Source organism: Pseudomonas cremoris, from assembly GCF_014230465.1.
Map to the genome: position 1 here is coordinate 396020 of NZ_JAAXCY010000004.1, position 15988 is coordinate 412007.

The 15988-nt window shown below is 60.5% G+C and carries 12 protein-coding genes; 4 read left to right on the top strand and 8 right to left on the bottom strand.

Annotated elements, in window-relative coordinates:
* Window positions 1-9: 9 nt before the first annotated feature.
* Window positions 10-801, top strand: coding sequence for a 3-oxoadipate enol-lactonase (gene pcaD, locus HF257_RS11745; RefSeq protein WP_185707243.1), 792 nt, complete (start codon window positions 10-12; stop codon window positions 799-801).
* A gap of 10 nt (window positions 802-811) precedes the next feature.
* Window positions 812-1210, top strand: coding sequence for a 4-carboxymuconolactone decarboxylase (gene pcaC, locus HF257_RS11750; RefSeq protein ID WP_185707241.1), 399 nt, complete (start codon window positions 812-814; stop codon window positions 1208-1210).
* A gap of 123 nt (window positions 1211-1333) precedes the next feature.
* Here the strand turns inward: pcaC and HF257_RS11755 are convergent, their stop codons facing one another.
* The gene (locus HF257_RS11755; RefSeq protein WP_185707239.1) at window positions 1334-2233 is read right to left on the bottom strand and encodes a polysaccharide deacetylase family protein; all 900 of its coding nucleotides are present in this window, start codon (window positions 2231-2233) and stop codon (window positions 1334-1336) included.
* A gap of 85 nt (window positions 2234-2318) precedes the next feature.
* Entirely contained in the window at window positions 2319-3569 is a 1251-nt protein-coding gene (locus tag HF257_RS11760; protein ID WP_185707237.1) for an OprD family porin, read from the bottom strand.
* Window positions 3570-3823: 254 nt separating this feature from the next.
* Here HF257_RS11760 and HF257_RS11765 point away from each other — a divergent pair, with 254 nt between their 5' ends.
* A complete protein-coding gene (locus HF257_RS11765; protein ID WP_185707235.1) occupies window positions 3824-4321 on the top strand; it encodes a hypothetical protein in 498 nt (165 codons plus the stop codon).
* 78 nt (window positions 4322-4399) lie between these two features.
* On the opposite strand, the gene HF257_RS11770 is transcribed toward HF257_RS11765, so the two are convergent.
* The 5 genes from HF257_RS11770 to HF257_RS11790 all read right to left on the bottom strand — a co-directional run bounded on the left by HF257_RS11770 (window position 4400) and on the right by HF257_RS11790 (window position 13775).
* Window positions 4400-6019: a J domain-containing protein gene (locus tag HF257_RS11770; RefSeq protein WP_185707233.1), complete on the bottom strand. Its 1620-nt coding sequence runs from the start codon at window positions 6017-6019 to the stop codon at window positions 4400-4402.
* 11 nt (window positions 6020-6030) lie between these two features.
* Entirely contained in the window at window positions 6031-7728 is a 1698-nt protein-coding gene (locus HF257_RS11775; protein WP_185707231.1) for a molecular chaperone HscC, read from the bottom strand.
* Window positions 7729-8007: 279 nt separating this feature from the next.
* On the bottom strand, window positions 8008-9465 hold the full coding sequence (gene adeC, locus HF257_RS11780) for an AdeC/AdeK/OprM family multidrug efflux complex outer membrane factor (RefSeq protein WP_185707229.1): 1458 nt from the start codon (window positions 9463-9465) through the stop codon (window positions 8008-8010).
* Window positions 9462-12623: an efflux RND transporter permease subunit gene (locus HF257_RS11785; RefSeq protein ID WP_185707227.1), complete on the bottom strand. Its 3162-nt coding sequence runs from the start codon at window positions 12621-12623 to the stop codon at window positions 9462-9464. The genes adeC and HF257_RS11785 overlap by 4 nt, the downstream gene beginning before the upstream one ends.
* A gap of 3 nt (window positions 12624-12626) precedes the next feature.
* Complete coding sequence (locus HF257_RS11790; protein ID WP_185707225.1) at window positions 12627-13775, bottom strand: efflux RND transporter periplasmic adaptor subunit; 1149 nt, start codon at window positions 13773-13775, stop codon at window positions 12627-12629.
* A gap of 286 nt (window positions 13776-14061) precedes the next feature.
* Here HF257_RS11790 and HF257_RS11795 point away from each other — a divergent pair, with 286 nt between their 5' ends.
* Window positions 14062-14694, top strand: a complete 633-nt coding sequence (locus HF257_RS11795; RefSeq protein WP_185707223.1) for a TetR family transcriptional regulator — start codon at window positions 14062-14064, stop codon at window positions 14692-14694.
* A gap of 234 nt (window positions 14695-14928) precedes the next feature.
* On the opposite strand, the gene HF257_RS11800 is transcribed toward HF257_RS11795, so the two are convergent.
* On the bottom strand, window positions 14929-15984 hold the full coding sequence (locus tag HF257_RS11800; protein ID WP_185707221.1) for an alkene reductase: 1056 nt from the start codon (window positions 15982-15984) through the stop codon (window positions 14929-14931).
* Window positions 15985-15988 lie beyond the last annotated feature (4 nt).

Sequence of the window (15988 nt, forward strand, 5' to 3'; positions counted from 1 at the left end):
GAGACCGCTGTGGCATTTGTACAACTCGCCGAGGGCGAACTGCATTACCAATTGGACGGACCTGTGGATGCGCCAGTACTGGTGTTGTCCAACTCGTTGGGCACCGACCTGCACATGTGGGACCTCCAGATCCCGGCCTTCACCCAGCACTTTCGCGTGCTGCGCTTCGACACTCGCGGCCATGGCAAATCCCTGGTTACCGAAGGCCCCTACAGCATCGAGCAACTGGGTCGCGACGTGATCGCGCTGCTGGATGCGCTGGATATTCCGCGCGCGCACTTCTGTGGTTTGTCCATGGGCGGCTTGATCGGCCAATGGCTGGGCATCAACGCGGGTTCGCGCTTGCACCGTCTGGTGGTGTGCAACACCGCCGCCAAGATCGGCACGCCTGAGGTGTGGAACCCACGCATCGAGATGGTGTTGCGTGACGGCGCGGCGGCGATGACCGCCCTGCGCGATGCATCGATTGCACGCTGGTTTACTGCGGACTTCGCCGAAGCGCATCCGCATCAAGCCAAGCTGATCACCGACATGCTGGCGGCTACATCACCCGAAGGCTACGCAGCCAACTGCGGCGCCGTGCGCGATGCGGATTTCCGTGAACAGTTATCGTCAATCAAGGTGCCGACGTTGGTGGTTGCTGGCACTGAAGACGCGGTCACACCGCCTGCCGGCAGCCACTATATCCAGACCCATGTGCAAGGTGCCGAATACGCCGAGTTCTACGCGGCGCACCTGTCCAATGTCCAAGCGGGTGCTGCGTTCAGCGACCGTGTTGTCGAATTTTTGCTGGCCCCCTGAGGATTTTTTTGTGGACGAGAAACAACGTTACGCCGAGGGCCTGCAAGTACGCCGCGAAGTGCTGGGCGATGCCCACGTCGACCGCAGCCTCAATGCCCTGACCGAGTTCAATAGCGAGTTTCAGGAAATGATCACCCGCCACGCCTGGGGTGATATCTGGACCCGCCCGGGCCTGCCTCGGCACACCCGTAGCCTGATCACCATCGCCATGTTGATTGGCATGAACCGCAGTGAGGAGTTGAAGCTGCACCTGCGTGCCGCTGCCAGCAACGGGGTGACTCGCGCAGAGATAAAAGAGGTGCTGATGCAGAGCGCGATCTACTGCGGGATTCCGGCGGCGAATGCGACGTTTCATTTGGCGGAGTCGGTGTGGGATGAGCTGGGTGTCGAGTCTCGCCAGACTGACTGAGTTGAAATGCGATCAAAAATGTGGGAGCGGGCTTGCTCGCGAATGCGGTGGTTCAGTTTATACATGTGGTGACCGACACGGCGCTTTCGCGAGCAAGCCCGCTCCCACATTGATTTCAGGGTGTCAGTGGGAATCTGCGTCCCATACCCAGTTCCACACGCCAGGCAAATGCACTGGCTCGCTCACCTCTTTAACCGACCTGGCCAACGCCGCCCGCTCCAGCGCGTCATGGTCGGTATAGAACGGCTCCGCCGCCGTCCTCACCCCGGTGACCCGCGCGCTATCGAGCAATATCTGCAAGTACTCCTGCATATGCCGCGCCGTATAGCGGTTGATGTCATGGAACGTCACCACCACTGGTATCACGCCATCCACTGTCGGCAATTCCCCCAGGGCAATGTGCTCGCGTACCACTGAGAGCTGGTGATACAGGTTGGCGCGGCGCCGTGGGCTGCCATTGAAACCCCATATCTTGCCGTCATTGGCGCTCAAGTCAGTGAGCAATACGTGCATGCCGTGGCGCTGGTAGGCGGCGAAGGTGCGCCGGTCGTAGTTCCAGAATGGCGGGCGCACCAGTTGCGGCGGCGCGCCTGTGATCGCCGCAATGTCGGCAGCGCCCTGAGTGAGGGTGCTTTCCAGCTCGGCGTCATTGAGCCAGCGATGGTTGGTATGAAAGGCCGTTGCGGTGTGGAAGGCGAGGATATGGCCTGCAGCGAACTCACGCTCCATGGTCTTGCGGCCCCGTGAACTGCCGCCGGAACGCGACGCTTCGGTCTGCAGGAAAAACACCGCCTTGATGCCCGGCAGTATCGGGTTATGCGCCAAGTCGGCAACCACCGAGCGGCTCGGGTTGTTGTAACCCGAAGCGCTTGGGCCATCATCGAAGGTCAGCAGGAAACGGATCGGCGCCTGGGTTTGCAGGCGTTGTTCGGTCTGCGGCGTCAGGGCGATGGGCGCGCCGATGCAGCCACTGAGGCTCAAGGCCAGGGCAAGCAGGGCGCACGCTAAAGCGAAGGATTTCATGGTGTGCACGGGCTCGAATAAAAAGCCGCTGCTGATTTAGCTCAGCAGCGGCAGGCGCGCACCATACAGCAAGGTCGATGACGGTTTACAGCAGACTGATCGGGTAACTGACGATCAACCGGTTTTCATCGAACTCGTTGTTGCTGTAGTCCCGGCGCATGCTGGAATTGCGCCAGCGCACAGTGAGGTCCTTCAGCGCGCCGCTTTGCACGGTATAGCCCAGTTCACTCTCGCGGCCCCATTCCTTGCCGTCGGTAATGGTGCCGGTGTGCACGTTGCTGCCGCTGATATAGCGGTTCATCAGCGTCAGGCCCGGCACGCCGAGGGCGGCGAAGTTGTAGTCGTGGCGCACTTGCCAGGATTTTTCCTGGGCGTTGTCGTAGCTGGAGTTGTAGCTGTCGTTGGCCAGGGTGCCGCCGCTGGTGCCGTTGACGCGCATCCAGGCATTGTTGCCGGTGAGTTTTTGCAGGCCGACGTAGAAGGTGTTGCCGCCGTACTTGGCCGAGAACAGGCCGGACCAGGTCTTGTTGTCCAGCTCGCCTGCGCGGGCGCTGCCATCGTCCTTGCCGTAGAAGAACCCGAGGTTGGCGCCCAGGGTCCAGTCGCCCAGCGGTTGGCTGTGGATCAGGTTGACGTACTGCTGGCGGTAGATGTCCTTGAGCTGGGCGTTCCACAGGCCGATCTGGGTGCGCTTGTCGTTGAACGCGTACTCGCCGCCCTGGAAGTTGAAACGGTCGGAGGTGAACGCGGTTTTACCGGTCATGGACATGTCGGTCATGCTGCTGTCGTCCCGCGGGCTGTTGGCGCGGAACTGACCGCCGTACAGCGTGAGGCCGGCGATTTCTTTGGAGGTGATCTGCCCACCGCGCAGGGTTTGCGGTAGGGAGCGACCATCGTCGGCGCGCAGGATTGGCAGCACCGGCATCCATTCGCCAACCTTTACTTCGGTCTTCGAGATCTTTGCCTTGAAGGCTACGCCAAGTCGTCCGAAGTTATCGGCCGGGCGACCGTCGTGGTCCAGCGGCAGCAACTGGGTGCCGCCAGTACCGCGTCCGCCATCGAGCTTCAACGAGTACAAGCCCAACACATCCACGCCGAAACCCACCGTGCCTTGGGTAAACCCGGATTTGGCATCGAGGATGAAACTCTGCGTCCACTCCTGCGCGCCGCCCTGGGCCTTGGTGGGGTTGGTGAAGTTGCGGTTGATGAAGAAGTTGCGCAGGTTGAGGTTGGCGCTGGCGTCTTCGAGGAAGCCGTGTTCTTCGGCGACGGCGGGCAGGGCAAGGGTGGCGACAGCGGTTGCCAGCAACAGCTGGCGCGGGTGCAAAGTGCTCATGGCGTTAGGACCTGTTGTTATTGGGGTTATGCAGGTGCGGGCCATGGTGAGAGGGCGATGGGGAAGATTCAATTGGGGGGAATATGGGTTTGGGCGGTGATCGAACGTTATTCGATGTAAGCCTGGTTAATCGTGGAGTTCTGCTATCGACCTGTCAGAGTTGACAGTTGTTCAGGTGTGCCATCGAAGACTAATGTGGCCAGGCGACACGGTATTGGGGGTATGTTCCAATTGAGTTAGTTGAGGTATTCACCATGATCCATTTACACAAACCCAAGACAGTGACCCTGCCTGACGGCTTAACCACTAGCCCCGTTGAAGGTCACATTCTTGGCGAGTTGAGGCTGCAGTTTTATTCGTTTTTTCCATTCGCCTGTATTGACCTGGTTTACGTTGGCGACACAACGTCTGCTTATTTCTTTCTGAAAGGCGTTAGTACAGATTTGAAATACGAGATTATTTTGTCCGGTCCCCACACGCTGGAAGAAGGGAAGACTTACAGGATCGGTGAAGAGACTGGCGATGTGCAGGCCCAGTTTTACATCTATGACGATGACTACGAGGCCTACTCGCCAGCCAGCGGTAGCTTGACGGTGACTACCGTGGAGCAGGTCGACGAATACCAGGTTATTACAGCGAACACGGAGTTCGATTTTGTTGTATTTGATAAGGAGGATGTCGCTCAAAAGGCGAAGGTCATTGCCCATGAGATTCGCGTCAATACTCGCCCTCTCAAAAAAAAAGCACCATGAACATGGCCTGTTTCAAGTGCCCCTAGGCCGCATTGTTTCTGGCAATAGGGGCGCTTGCTAGTGTGCGTGAAGGCGCCCTTATAGTTTGGGTGACACCAGGCGCGTCCACGGAACCTGCGGCAAGTAATGCTGCGCCGCAACGATCACCCCCACCATCACCACCAGGAACGCCGCTTGCAATGGGCTCCAAAATGCCCAGTGCAAGCCGTTCAGCCACGGGTAGCCGTGGCTGAATTTATGGCTGATGTGGCCGATGCGTTTGGTGTGCAGCAGGTTGATTGCCAGCGCGCCGGCATAGGTGACCATGCCCAGTACGCCGAGCATCAGCCCGCAGGCGGCCAGCATGAGCGCTTGGGGCACGCCGTGGCGGATCACCAGCCAATACTTGTTGGGGTTAATGCGCTTGGGGATCAGGTACTGGCTTAGCCACAGGTCGGGTACCCGGTAGGTCGAGCTCATGCTGGCCCAGAACTGGGTGATGCGAAACGCGATCCCGGCCGGAATGAACGCCGCCACCATAAAGATAAACGTCGAATGCAAATCCAGCCTGCCGGGTGGCGTGTGGATCATGCTCAGGCCGATCCCCAAGGCCAAGACAGCCCATACGCGAATAAACACCTGGGTATAAATCGGCCGCGGCACAAATTTGCGCCAGAAGAACGCGTCGGGTTGCGGCAACCGTTCCAGCAGCTGCGGGTAGCGCCAGGTCAGGAGTTCGCCCAGGTGCTGGCAGGCGTTCCATTCGTTCTCGCCAAAGCCGTCGATGATGCGTTTTTGTTGGCTTGCCGACATCGGCGTGAGCAACAGGCGCGCGGCCAGGGCATCGGCCGAGGTGCGGCGAAGGTCCTGGGCTTTTTCCAGCAGGTTGGCGTAAAAGCTTTCCTGCTCGCAGCGCGAGACCAGTTCGCGCCACATCCAGGTGGGTTCCGGGCATACGCCTTTCTGGTCGTCCCAGCCGAAAACCTGGCACACCCGCTCGAACAGCGGCACGCTCCAGGTGGTGTCGTGGAGCAACTGCAGGATGATGCGTTGCCACTGCTGTTGCAGGTCGAACACCCGCAGCCAGGGTTGGTTGTTGTACTGCGTGAGCTGGATGATGAACTCGCGTTCGGCCTTCTGCTCCAGCAGTTCTTGCAAGGTGCGGCGGTATTCCTGCAAGAGTTCGCCGGAGAGCGTTTCGTGTTGCCACGGCGTCATGGCGACCTGTTGCCAGGGTGTCAGCCATTCCAAATGGTTTGCCGCCCAACTGGCTATCGCAACGCGCTCGCCTGGGTGATCGAAGCAATGACGCAACAGGCCCGCCTGGAAGGCGTCGGTGCAATCCTGTTGAATGGCGAGGGTCCAGCGCTCTATGAAGTTGCTGACGTTGAGGCCACTGAGCAGTGCCTGTGCCGGGTCGGCCTTGGGCGCTTCGAATGGGGCCGGGTGCAGGGCACTGACGTCCATCAGTTCGGCGAGGTCGTTGAGGTTGCCGTAGGTTTGTTCGGCCACGGGCGCTGCAGTGGTGGTGGTTTCCTCGTCCTCCCACTCGGCCCGCCAGCGTGCGTAGGCCAATGCTTCTTCATAGGCTTCGCGCAGGCGCTGGAAGCCTTCGGCGTCGTCGTCCGGGCGGCAGCTTTTCAGCAGCCGCGCATAGGTACGCTTGATGGTGCGTTCGTCGGCTTCTTCCGGCAGTTGCAGCACGGTCCAGCAATTCATGGGGTGTTCCCTCAGCGCCAGAACCCGTTGTCGAGCTGTTCAAGTTGACGGGTCAGTTCACTGCGGGCGTCGCGGATCCGGCGTTCGTCCTGGGTGTCGAGCACCTGCTGGAACTGGCCGGCCCAGTGCCCGAGTTGCTCGCGCAGTTCGCCGAGGCTTTCCTGATAGAGCCGTTCGAGGCGCGCGGTGAGTACGGTGTTGACCTGTTGGTCGCGCGGGTGAACCTTCAACTGCGCCAGGGCTTGCAGGCGTTGCTGGATTTCTTCCGGGTTCAGCACGCCGGGGTTGTTCTCGATCACCAGGGAGTGTTGCTCGCCGGTCAGCGGGATACTTACCTGGGCTTCCAACAGGCCGTTGTTGTCGTAGGTGAAGCGCACGTCCAGCGAGACTTCACCCGCCTTGCGCTTGGGCACGGCGATGTCCAGTTGGCCCAGCTCGATGTTGTCTTTGACCAGGCGGCTTTCGCCCTGGTAGATCTTGAGCAGCACCTGGCTCTGGTTGTCATGCAGGGTGACCACGGTCTTGACCCGGCTGACCGGCACGCTGCTGTTGCGCTCGATCAGCGGCAGGTAGTGGCCGCTTTCGATATGGCTGCCGTACTGGTTCGAGGTTTCGATGCCCAGGGTGTAGGGGCATACGTCGGTCAGCACCACTTCTTCCAGCGCCGCCGAACGGGCCTTGAGCGCGGCCTGGATCGCGGCGCCATGGGCGACCACCTGGTCTGGGTCGAGGCTGATGGACGGGAAGCGTCCGAACAAACCGGCGGCAAGTTTGCGCACCAGCGGCATGCGCGTGGTACCGCCAACCAGCAGGATTTCATCGAGGTCGCCGACCCGAATCCGCGCATCGCGCAGGGCGCGTTCGATGGGCGCACGCAGGCGCTCCAGTAGCGGGGTGTACAGCTTGGCGAGTTCTTGCTGGGTGATGGTTTTCACCCATTGCTGGCCGTCCACGCGCAGGGCGAAGTCAGCGCTGTCGTCTTGGCCGAGGGCTTTGCGCACACGCTCGGCTTCACGGCGCAGGGCTTGCAGCACGCTGCTGGTGGGCGGGAAACCCTGGGCATTGCGCTGGCTGTCGACGAAGTGTTCCAGCAGCAGGGTGTCGAAGTCTTCGCCGCCGAGGAAGTTGTCGCCAGCACTGGCGCGCACTTCCATCACACCGTCGAACAGCTCGATGATCGACACGTCAAAGGTACCGCCGCCAAGGTCGAACACCAGGAACGAAGTTTCTTTGTCACGCTGGTGCAGGCCGTAGGCGAGGGCTGCGGCGGTGGGTTCGTTGATCAGCTTGTCGACGTTGAGCCCGGCCAGTTCACCGGCAATGCGCGTGGCTTTGCGTTGGCCGTCGCTGAAATAGGCGGGCACGCTGATCACGGCTTCGGTGACGGTATGGCCGTAGGTGCGTTCGATATCTTCCTTGAGGCTTTTGAGTACCAGCGCGGAGAGCTCTTCCGGGCGGAACGATTTGTCGCCCAGGCGCACTTCGGTGGCACTGCCCATGAAGCGTTTGAACAATGAAGTGGTGAGGTGCGGGTGGGTGTGCAGGCGCTCTTTGGCGGCCTGGCCTACCAGGATGCGGCCTTGGTCATCCAGGCCGACCACGCTTGGGGTCAGCAACTGGCCAAGGGCATTGGGGACTAGTTCGGCGGCATCACCGCGCCATACCGCTGCAAGACTGTTGGTGGTCCCCAGGTCGATTCCTACGATCATTACGACAAGCTCCCTCTGTGGTCTGTAAGAATCTGTGACCAATTTTATCCTGAAAGGTTGAGCGAAAAGCAAGGAGGGCAGCCTGTAGTGAGCGGGCTTGCCCCGCGCTGGGGGGCGGAGCCGCCCTAAACCCAGGCGCCTCGGTGTATCAGTAAGACCGAAGCAGCCGGATTTGGGGCGGCTTCGCCCCCCAGCGCGGGCAAGCCCGCTCACTACAGACGGGCATAAAAAAACCGCTTCCGGTGAGGGAAGCGGTTTTGTTTATCTACAGCAGCGCTATCAGAACAACTTCAGCGCCGGTGCTTCTTCTTTCAACGGCTCGTTCTTCGCAGTCTGCTCGCTCCAGCCACCGCCGAGGGCCTTGTACAGGTTGACCTCGCTGGTGAGCTGCGCCAGGCGGTCGGTGATCAGCGATTGCTGGGCACTGAACAGTTGGCGCTGGGCGTCGAGGAACGTCAGGTTGCTGTCGACACCAATGCGATAGCGACGCTCGGCCAGGCGGTAGTAGTCCTGGTTGGCGGCGACGAAACCACGTTGCGCTTCCAGTTGCTGCTTGTAGGTTTCACGTGAGGCGAGGCCGTCCGAGACTTCCTGGAAGCCGGTCTGGATCGCTTTCTCGTAGTTCGCCACGTTGATCTCTTTCTGGATCTTCGAGTAGTCCAGGCTGGCGCGCAGGCTGCCGGCGTTGAAGATCGGGATGTTGATCTGCGGGGCGAACGACCAGGTGCCCGAGCCGCCTTTGAACAGGCCGCCCAAGGTTGGGCTTGCGGTGCCGGCACTGGCCGTCAGGCTGATGCTCGGGAAGAACGCAGCACGCGCCGCGCCGATATTGGCGTTGGCGGCTTTGAGGTTGTACTCGGCCTGAATGATGTCGGGACGACGTTGCAGCAGGTCCGATGGCAACCCGGCCGGCACTTCGCTGAGCAGGTTATCCGACAGCGGCTGGCTGGCGATATTCGCCGGCAAGCCAGTGCCCAGCAGCAGGGTCAGGCTGTTCTCGTCCTGCGCGACCTGGCGGGTGTAGCGCGCCAGGGCAACCCGGGCGTTTTCCACCGAGGTACGCGCCTGGCTGAGGTCGAGGGCCGAGGCCACGCCGACTTCGTTGCTGCGCGAGGTCAGCTTGTAGCTCTGCTCGTACGCGCCCAGGGTGTCCTGGGTGAGCTTGAGCAGCTCTTTGTCGGCCTGCCAGGTCAGGTAGGCGTTGGCCACGCTGGCCACCAGGCTGATCTGGGTACTGCGGCGCGCTTCTTCAGTGGCGAAGTACTTTTGCAGGGCTTCCTCACTCAAGCTGCGTACGCGACCGAACAGGTCCAGCTCATACGAGCTGATACCAAGGCCTGCCGAATATTGGCTGCTGATGGTCGATTCGCCGGTCTGTGACAGCTTGGCCGGAGTACGCGAACGGCTACCGCTGCCCGTGGCCGATACGGCCGGGAACAGGTCGGCACGCTGGATCTGGTACTGCGCCGCGTAGGCGTCGATGTTCAGGGCCGCGACACGCAGGTCACGGTTGTTCACCAGCGCCGTCTGGATCAGCTGTTGCAGGGCAGGGTCGTGGAAAAACTGCTTCCAGCCTTGCTCGACAGCGGCCTGGCTCGGCGCCTGGGCCGACGAATACGCCGGCCCCTGCGGGAACTGGGCGGCCACCGGCGCCTCAGGGCGCTGATAGTCAGGTATCAGCGAGCAGCCACTGAGCACGAATGCCGTGACGGCTAAGGAAAGGAGCGACTTGCTCATTGGCCAGCCTCTTTAGGAGTTTCAGTAGTTTCAGTCTTTTTGCGCTCGCCAGCGGAGGACACGGTCGCGTAGAACAGCGGCACCCAGAAGATCGCCAAGACAGTGGCCGTGATCATACCGCCAATTACGCCGGTACCGATGGCGTGCTGGCTGCCCGAACCGGCACCGCTGGAAATTGCCAGCGGCAGTACGCCAAGCATAAACGCCATGGACGTCATGATGATCGGACGCAGACGCATGCGGGACGCCTCGATGGCTGCCTCGACGATGCCCTTGCCTTGTTCGTGGAGTTCTTTGGCGAACTCCACGATCAAGATGGCGTTCTTCGCTGCCAGGCCCACCGTTACCAGCAAGCCCACCTGGAAGAACACGTCGTTGGACAGCCCGCGCAGGCTGGTGGCGATCAATGCACCGATCACACCCAGTGGGACCACCAGGATTACCGCGATCGGGATCGACCAGCTTTCGTACAGTGCCGCGAGGCACAGGAACACTACCAGCAGCGACAGGGCGTACAGCGCAGGTGCCTGTGAGCCGGACAGACGTTCTTCGTACGACAGACCGGTCCACGCATAACCAACGCCGGCCGGCAGGTCCTTGGCAATCCGCTCGACTTCCGCCATCGCGTCACCGGTACTGTAGCCAGGTGCCGGGGTACCGAGGATTTCCATCGCCGCTACACCGTTGTAACGCGAGAGCTTGGGCGAACCGTAGATCCACTTGCCCGACGAGATGGCCGACAGCGGCACCATCTTCCCGGAGGTGCTGCGCACGTACCATTTGTCGAGGTCTTCCGGCGACATCCGGCTGGCGGCATCACCCTGTACATACACCTTCTTCACACGACCACGGTCGATGAAGTCGTTGACGTAACTGCCACCCAAGGCAATCGCCAGGGTGCTCTGGATGTCCGACAGGCTGATGCCCTGGGCGCTGGCCTTCTCGTCGTCAACGGTCAGCTCGTACTGCGGCTCATCGTTCACGCCGTTGGGGCGCACACCCGCCAGGATCTTGCTTTGTGCGGCGGCACCGAGGAACTGGTTGCGTGCAGCCATCAGCTTCTCGTGGCCGACGCCACCCTGGTCTTGCAGGAACACGTCGAAACCCGTGGCGTTACCCAGTTCCAGAACCGAAGGCGGCACGATGGCAAATACCATGGCGTCCTTGAAGGCCCCGAAGAAGTAACCCTGGGCACGCTTGGCCACTTCGAATACCGACATGGACGAATCACGTTCATCCCATGGCTTGAGCATCACGAACGCCAGGCCCGAACTCTGGCCACGACCCGCGAAGTTAAAGCCGTTCACGGTAAATACCGACTTCACGGCCTTGCCTTCGCCCGGCTCACCTTCCTTGTCGTTCAACAAGAAGGCGCGCATATCATCGATGACTTTCTGCGTACGTTCAGCCGAAGAACCCACCGGTGTCTGAACCTGGGCAAAGATCACACCCTGGTCTTCCTCAGGCAGGAACGCGCTTGGAATACGGGTGAACATCCAGATCATGCCAGCCAGGATCAGCGTGTAGACCAGGAATGCCGGGATCTTGTGCTTGATCATGTTGCCCACGCCACGCTCGTAGCTCAGTACGCCACGGTCGAAGGTGCGGTTGAACCAGCCGAAGAAACCACGCTTGGGTTGGCCGTGCTTTTCAGGGTCGATTGGCTTGAGCATGGTGGCGCACAAGGCCGGGGTGAAGATCAGGGCAACCAGTACCGACAACGCCATCGCCGAAACAATGGTGATCGAGAACTGACGGTAGATCACACCCGTGGAGCCGCCGAAGAACGCCATCGGCAGCAGTACCGCCGACAGTACCAGCGCGATACCCACGAGGGCGCCCTGGATCTGGCCCATGGACTTGACCGTCGCCTCCTTGGGCGACAAGTGTTCCTCGGCCATTACCCGCTCGACGTTTTCCACCACAACGATGGCGTCGTCCACCAGCAAGCCGATGGCCAGGATCATGCCGAACATGGTCAGGGTGTTGATGGTAAAACCGAACGCCGCCAGGATCCCGAAGGTACCCAGCAATACCACCGGAACCGTCATGGTGGTGATGATGGTGGCACGGAAGTTCTGCAGGAACAGGAACATCACCAGGAACACCAGCACGATCGCTTCGACCAGGGTGTGTACTACACCGGAGATCGATTCGGTGACCACAGGCGTGGTGTCATATGGCACCACCGCCTTCATGCCAGGCGGGAAGAACGGTTCCAGCGAGGCCACGGTTTCACGGATGGCCTTGGCGGTGTCGAGGGCGTTGGCACCCGCTGCCAGCTTGATTGCCATACCGGATGCCGGCTTGCCGTTGAACTGCGCACTGATGCTGTAGTTCTGGCCGCCGAGTTCGATACGGGAAACGTCACGCAGGCGGACCTGCGAGCCATCGGTGTTGACCTTTAGCAGGATCTTGCCGAACTCTTCGGCGCTTTGCAGACGGGTCTTGCCGATGATGGTGGCGTTGAGCTGAGTGCCGGGCAGGGCAGGCAGGCCACCCAGTTGACCGGTGGCCACCTGGACGTTCTGTGCCGCGATGGCGCTGCTGACGTCTACCGGGGTCAACTGGTAGTTGTTCAGCTTGGTGGGGTCGAGCCAGATACGCATGGCGTACTGCGAACCGAACACCTGGAAGTCACCTACACCCGCTGTACGGGAAATCGGGTCCTGGATGTTCGACACGATGTAGTTGGACAGGTCGTCCTTGGTCATGCTGCCGTCTTCCGACACCAGACCAATCACCATCAGGAAGTTCTTCACCGACTTGGTCACGCGGATACCCTGCTGCTGCACTTCTTGCGGCAGCAGTGGGGTCGCCAGGTTCAGCTTGTTCTGCACCTGAACCTGGGCGATGTCCGGGTTGGTACCCTGGTTGAACGTCGCGGTGATGGTCATGCTGCCGTCGGAGTTACTGTCCGAGGCGACATAACGCAGGTTGTCGATACCGTTGAGCTGTTGCTCGATGACCTGTACCACGGTGTCCTGCACGGTTTGTGCAGACGCGCCTGGGTAGGTCACCTGGATATCAATGGCGGTTGGCGCAATGGCCGGGTATTGGTTGATGGGCAACTTCAGGATCGACAGTGCCCCGACCAGCATGATCACCAGGGCAATTACCCAGGCGAAAATGGGACGGTCGATAAAAAATTTCGACATGGGTTACTCCCCCTGGCCAGCAGCGGCGGCAGGAGCAGGAGCAGAACCGGCAGGCTTGGCGTTATCCGCGTCCTTGACCTTGACTTCGATGCCCGGCTTGATGAATTGCAGGCCTTCGGTGATCACGCGGTCACCGGCGTCCAGGCCTTTTTCCACCAGCCAGTAGGCGCCGGAAGTACGGTTGGCAACCAGTTGGCGCTGCTCGACCTTGTTGTCCTTGTTCACCACCAGTGCGGTTGGAATGCCCTTGATGTCGCGGGTCACGCCTTGCTGCGGTGCCAGGATGGCCTTGCTGTTCACACCGGCTTGCAACTGGGCGTGTACGAACATGCCCGGCAGCAGGGTGTGGTCAGGGTTGGGGAACACGGCGCGCAGGGTCACGGAGCCGGTGGTCTGGTCAACCGAGACTTCGGAGAACTCCAGCTTGCCGTCCAGCTTGTAGGCACTGCCGTCTTCCAGGGTCAGCTTGACCTTGGCGGCATTGTCGCCGGCTTTTTCCAGTTGGCCGCTTTCCAGGTCACGGCGCAGCTTCAGCATTTCGGCCGAGGACTGCGTGACGTCGACGTAGATCGGGTCCAGTTGCTGGATCACGGCCATGGCATCGGTCTGGCCGTTGCTGACCAGTGCGCCTTCGGTCACCGAAGAGCGGCCGATACGCCCGGAGATCGGCGCGAACACTTTGGTGTAGCGCACGTTGATCTGGGCGGACTGCAGGTTGGCTTCGGCGGTCATGCGGTTGGCGACCGCGGTGTCGTATTCCTGGCGGCTGACGGCTTGTTCATCGACCAACTGCTTGTAGCGGTCGGTGATGGACTTGGTCTGGGTCAGGCTGGCTTGTGCGCTTTTGAGGGTGGCGTCATACACCGACGGGTCGATCTGGTAGAGCTGTTGCCCTTCCTTCACGTCGCCGCCTTCCTTGAACAGGCGCTTGAGAATGATGCCGTTGACCTGAGGACGAACTTCCGCGATGCGGTAGGCCGTGGTGCGACCTGGCAGCTCGGACGTCAGGGTAAAGGCTTGCGGTTGAATGGTGACCACGCCGACCTGAGGTGTTTGAGCGGGCGGAGCCGCTTCTTCCTTTTTACATCCGCTGAGCAGCGATGCCAGGGCGACGGCAGTGACCAGAGCGGTAACAGCTGGCTTAAGTTGCATGAAGATCCTCGGGTCAGGCGCGCAGAGTGCGCACAAGAAGTGTGGAAGGGTAAAAAACAAGCTGTGAGTGGATAAGTAGCTTGCTACGCAATATACTTACGTTCATGGTTGTTTGTAAACTCTTGACAGGCTTCGCGGAATGTTGACAAAGCAACGCCCAAAGCCTCGATTCCATTACGTTCGGTACCCATGACGGTGCCGTCCCACAAATATTCGGATGATCGTTAGCCGCTATTAATTCTGCGTTAACAATAGTCCCAAGTGTCCTGATTGAGGTTTTACTGCCATGGTTCGTCGCACCAAAGAGGAAGCTCAGGAAACGCGAAGCCAAATTCTCGAAGCCGCCGAACAGGCCTTTTACGAGCGCGGTGTTGCGCGGACCACGCTGGCGGAAATCGCTGCGTTGGCGGGCGTAACGCGTGGGGCTATCTATTGGCATTTCAGCAACAAGTCCGATTTGCTCCAGGCGTTGCTCGACACGCTGCATGAACCCCTGGATGAATTGGCCCGGGCGAGTGAGAGCGAGGATGAAGTCGACCCGCTGGGCTGTATGCGCAAGCTGTTGATTCATTTGTTCCATCAAGTGGCCCTGGACCCGAAAACCCGGCGCATCAACGAGATCTTGTTTCATAAGTGCGAATTCACCGATGAAATGTGCGACATGCGCCGCCAGCGCCAGACCCACAGCCAGGAATGCAACCTGCGCATCGGCCTGACATTGCGTAACGCGGTCCATCGCGGGCAACTCCCGGAAAATCTCGACACCACCCGTGGTGCGGTGTGTATTCATGCCTACATCAACGGGCTGATTGGCCAGTGGCTGCTGGTGCCTGACAGCTTCAAGCTGCACCAGGAGGCGGAACGCTGGGTTGATGCCGGGTTGGACATGCTGCGCCTGAGCCCTAGCCTGCGCAATTAAGACAAAATGCGTAATTGCATCATGTTGTGTCAACAGTAAAGACCAGAGACAGTCAATCGTCCCTATGCCTGATTGGTGGGGTGACTTTATATACGGGCTGGCGGGCGGTTGATAGGTAGCCGCCTAAGTATTTTGTAGCGATATTGTTGCAAGGCTGTGAAGGAGTGTTTCCCGTAGCCCAAGAAAAAGCCCCGGTCATTGTGAGCCGGGGCTTTTTCGTTTCAGCGGGTTACGTCAGATCGCCAATGTCGGGTAGTCGATATAACCGACCGGGCCTTTGCCGTAGAAGGTTTCCGGGTGGGCTTCGTTCAGCGGCGCATCGGCTTTCAGGCGAGCCGGCAGGTCCGGGTTGGCAATGAACGGCACGCCAAATGCCACCGCATCTGCCTTGCCCGCCGCCAGCCAGGCGTTGGCAGTGTCTTTGGTGAAGCGTTCGTTAGCGATGTACGGGCCGCCGAAAGCCTTCTTCAATTGCGGGCCGAGGCTGTCAGCGCCTTCCTTCTCACGGGAGCAGATGAACGCGATGCCACGCTTGCCCAACTCACTGGCAACGTAGGTGAAGGTTTCCGCCAGGTTGTCGTCACCCATGTCATGGGCGTCGGCACGGGGTGCCAAATGCACGCCTACACGACCGGCACCCCAGACTTCGATGGCCGCATCGGTCACCTCCAGCAGCAGGCGTGCACGGTTTTCCAGCGAGCCGCCGTAGTTGTCGGTGCGGTGGTTAGTGCTGCTTTGCAGGAACTGGTCGAGCAGGTAGCCGTTGGCACCGTGGATTTCCACGCCATCGAAGCCGGCAGCTTTGGCGTTCTCGGCACCGGTGCGATAGGCGTCGATGATGTCGGCGATTTCAGCGGTTTCGAGGGCGCGCGGGGTCGGGTAGTCGGCCAGCGGGCGAACCAGGCTAACGTGGCCTTTGGCTTGGATCGCGCTCGGGGCTACCGGGGCTTCGCCGTTCAGGTAGGACTCATGGGAGATCCGGCCAACGTGCCACAGTTGCAGGAAGATCTTGCCGCCTGCGCCGTGAATTGCTTTGGTCACGTTGGCCCAGCCGCGTACCTGGTCGTTGGACCAGATGCCCGGGGTGTCCGGGTAGCCCACGCCCAGCGGCGTCACGGAGGTGGCTTCGCTGAGGATCAGCCCGGCGGAAGCACGTTGCACGTAGTACTCGGCCATCAGCGCGTTGGGCACGCGGCCGGCATCAGCGCGGCAGCGGGTCAGCGGCGCCATGATGATGCGGTTCGACAGTTCCAGGTCGCCCAGTTTGATCGGATCGAAAATAGTCGTCATGGGA

Bases quoted from the DNA above. Each gene is read 5' to 3' on its own strand.
- HF257_RS11755 (WP_185707239.1), bottom strand. From the start codon at position 2,233: ATGAAATCCTTCGCTTTAGCGTGCGCCCTGCTTGCCCTGGCCTTGAGC.
- HF257_RS11760 (WP_185707237.1), bottom strand. From the start codon at position 3,569: ATGAGCACTTTGCACCCGCGCCAGCTGTTGCTGGCAACCGCTGTCGCC.
- HF257_RS11765 (WP_185707235.1), top strand. From the start codon at position 3,824: ATGATCCATTTACACAAACCCAAGACAGTGACCCTGCCTGACGGCTTA.
- HF257_RS11770 (WP_185707233.1), bottom strand. From the start codon at position 6,019: ATGAATTGCTGGACCGTGCTGCAACTGCCGGAAGAAGCCGACGAACGC.
- HF257_RS11775 (WP_185707231.1), bottom strand. From the start codon at position 7,728: ATGATCGTAGGAATCGACCTGGGGACCACCAACAGTCTTGCAGCGGTA.
- adeC (WP_185707229.1), bottom strand. From the start codon at position 9,465: ATGAGCAAGTCGCTCCTTTCCTTAGCCGTCACGGCATTCGTGCTCAGT.
- HF257_RS11785 (WP_185707227.1), bottom strand. From the start codon at position 12,623: ATGTCGAAATTTTTTATCGACCGTCCCATTTTCGCCTGGGTAATTGCC.
- HF257_RS11790 (WP_185707225.1), bottom strand. From the start codon at position 13,775: ATGCAACTTAAGCCAGCTGTTACCGCTCTGGTCACTGCCGTCGCCCTG.
- HF257_RS11795 (WP_185707223.1), top strand. From the start codon at position 14,062: ATGGTTCGTCGCACCAAAGAGGAAGCTCAGGAAACGCGAAGCCAAATT.
- HF257_RS11800 (WP_185707221.1), bottom strand. From the start codon at position 15,984: ATGACGACTATTTTCGATCCGATCAAACTGGGCGACCTGGAACTGTCG.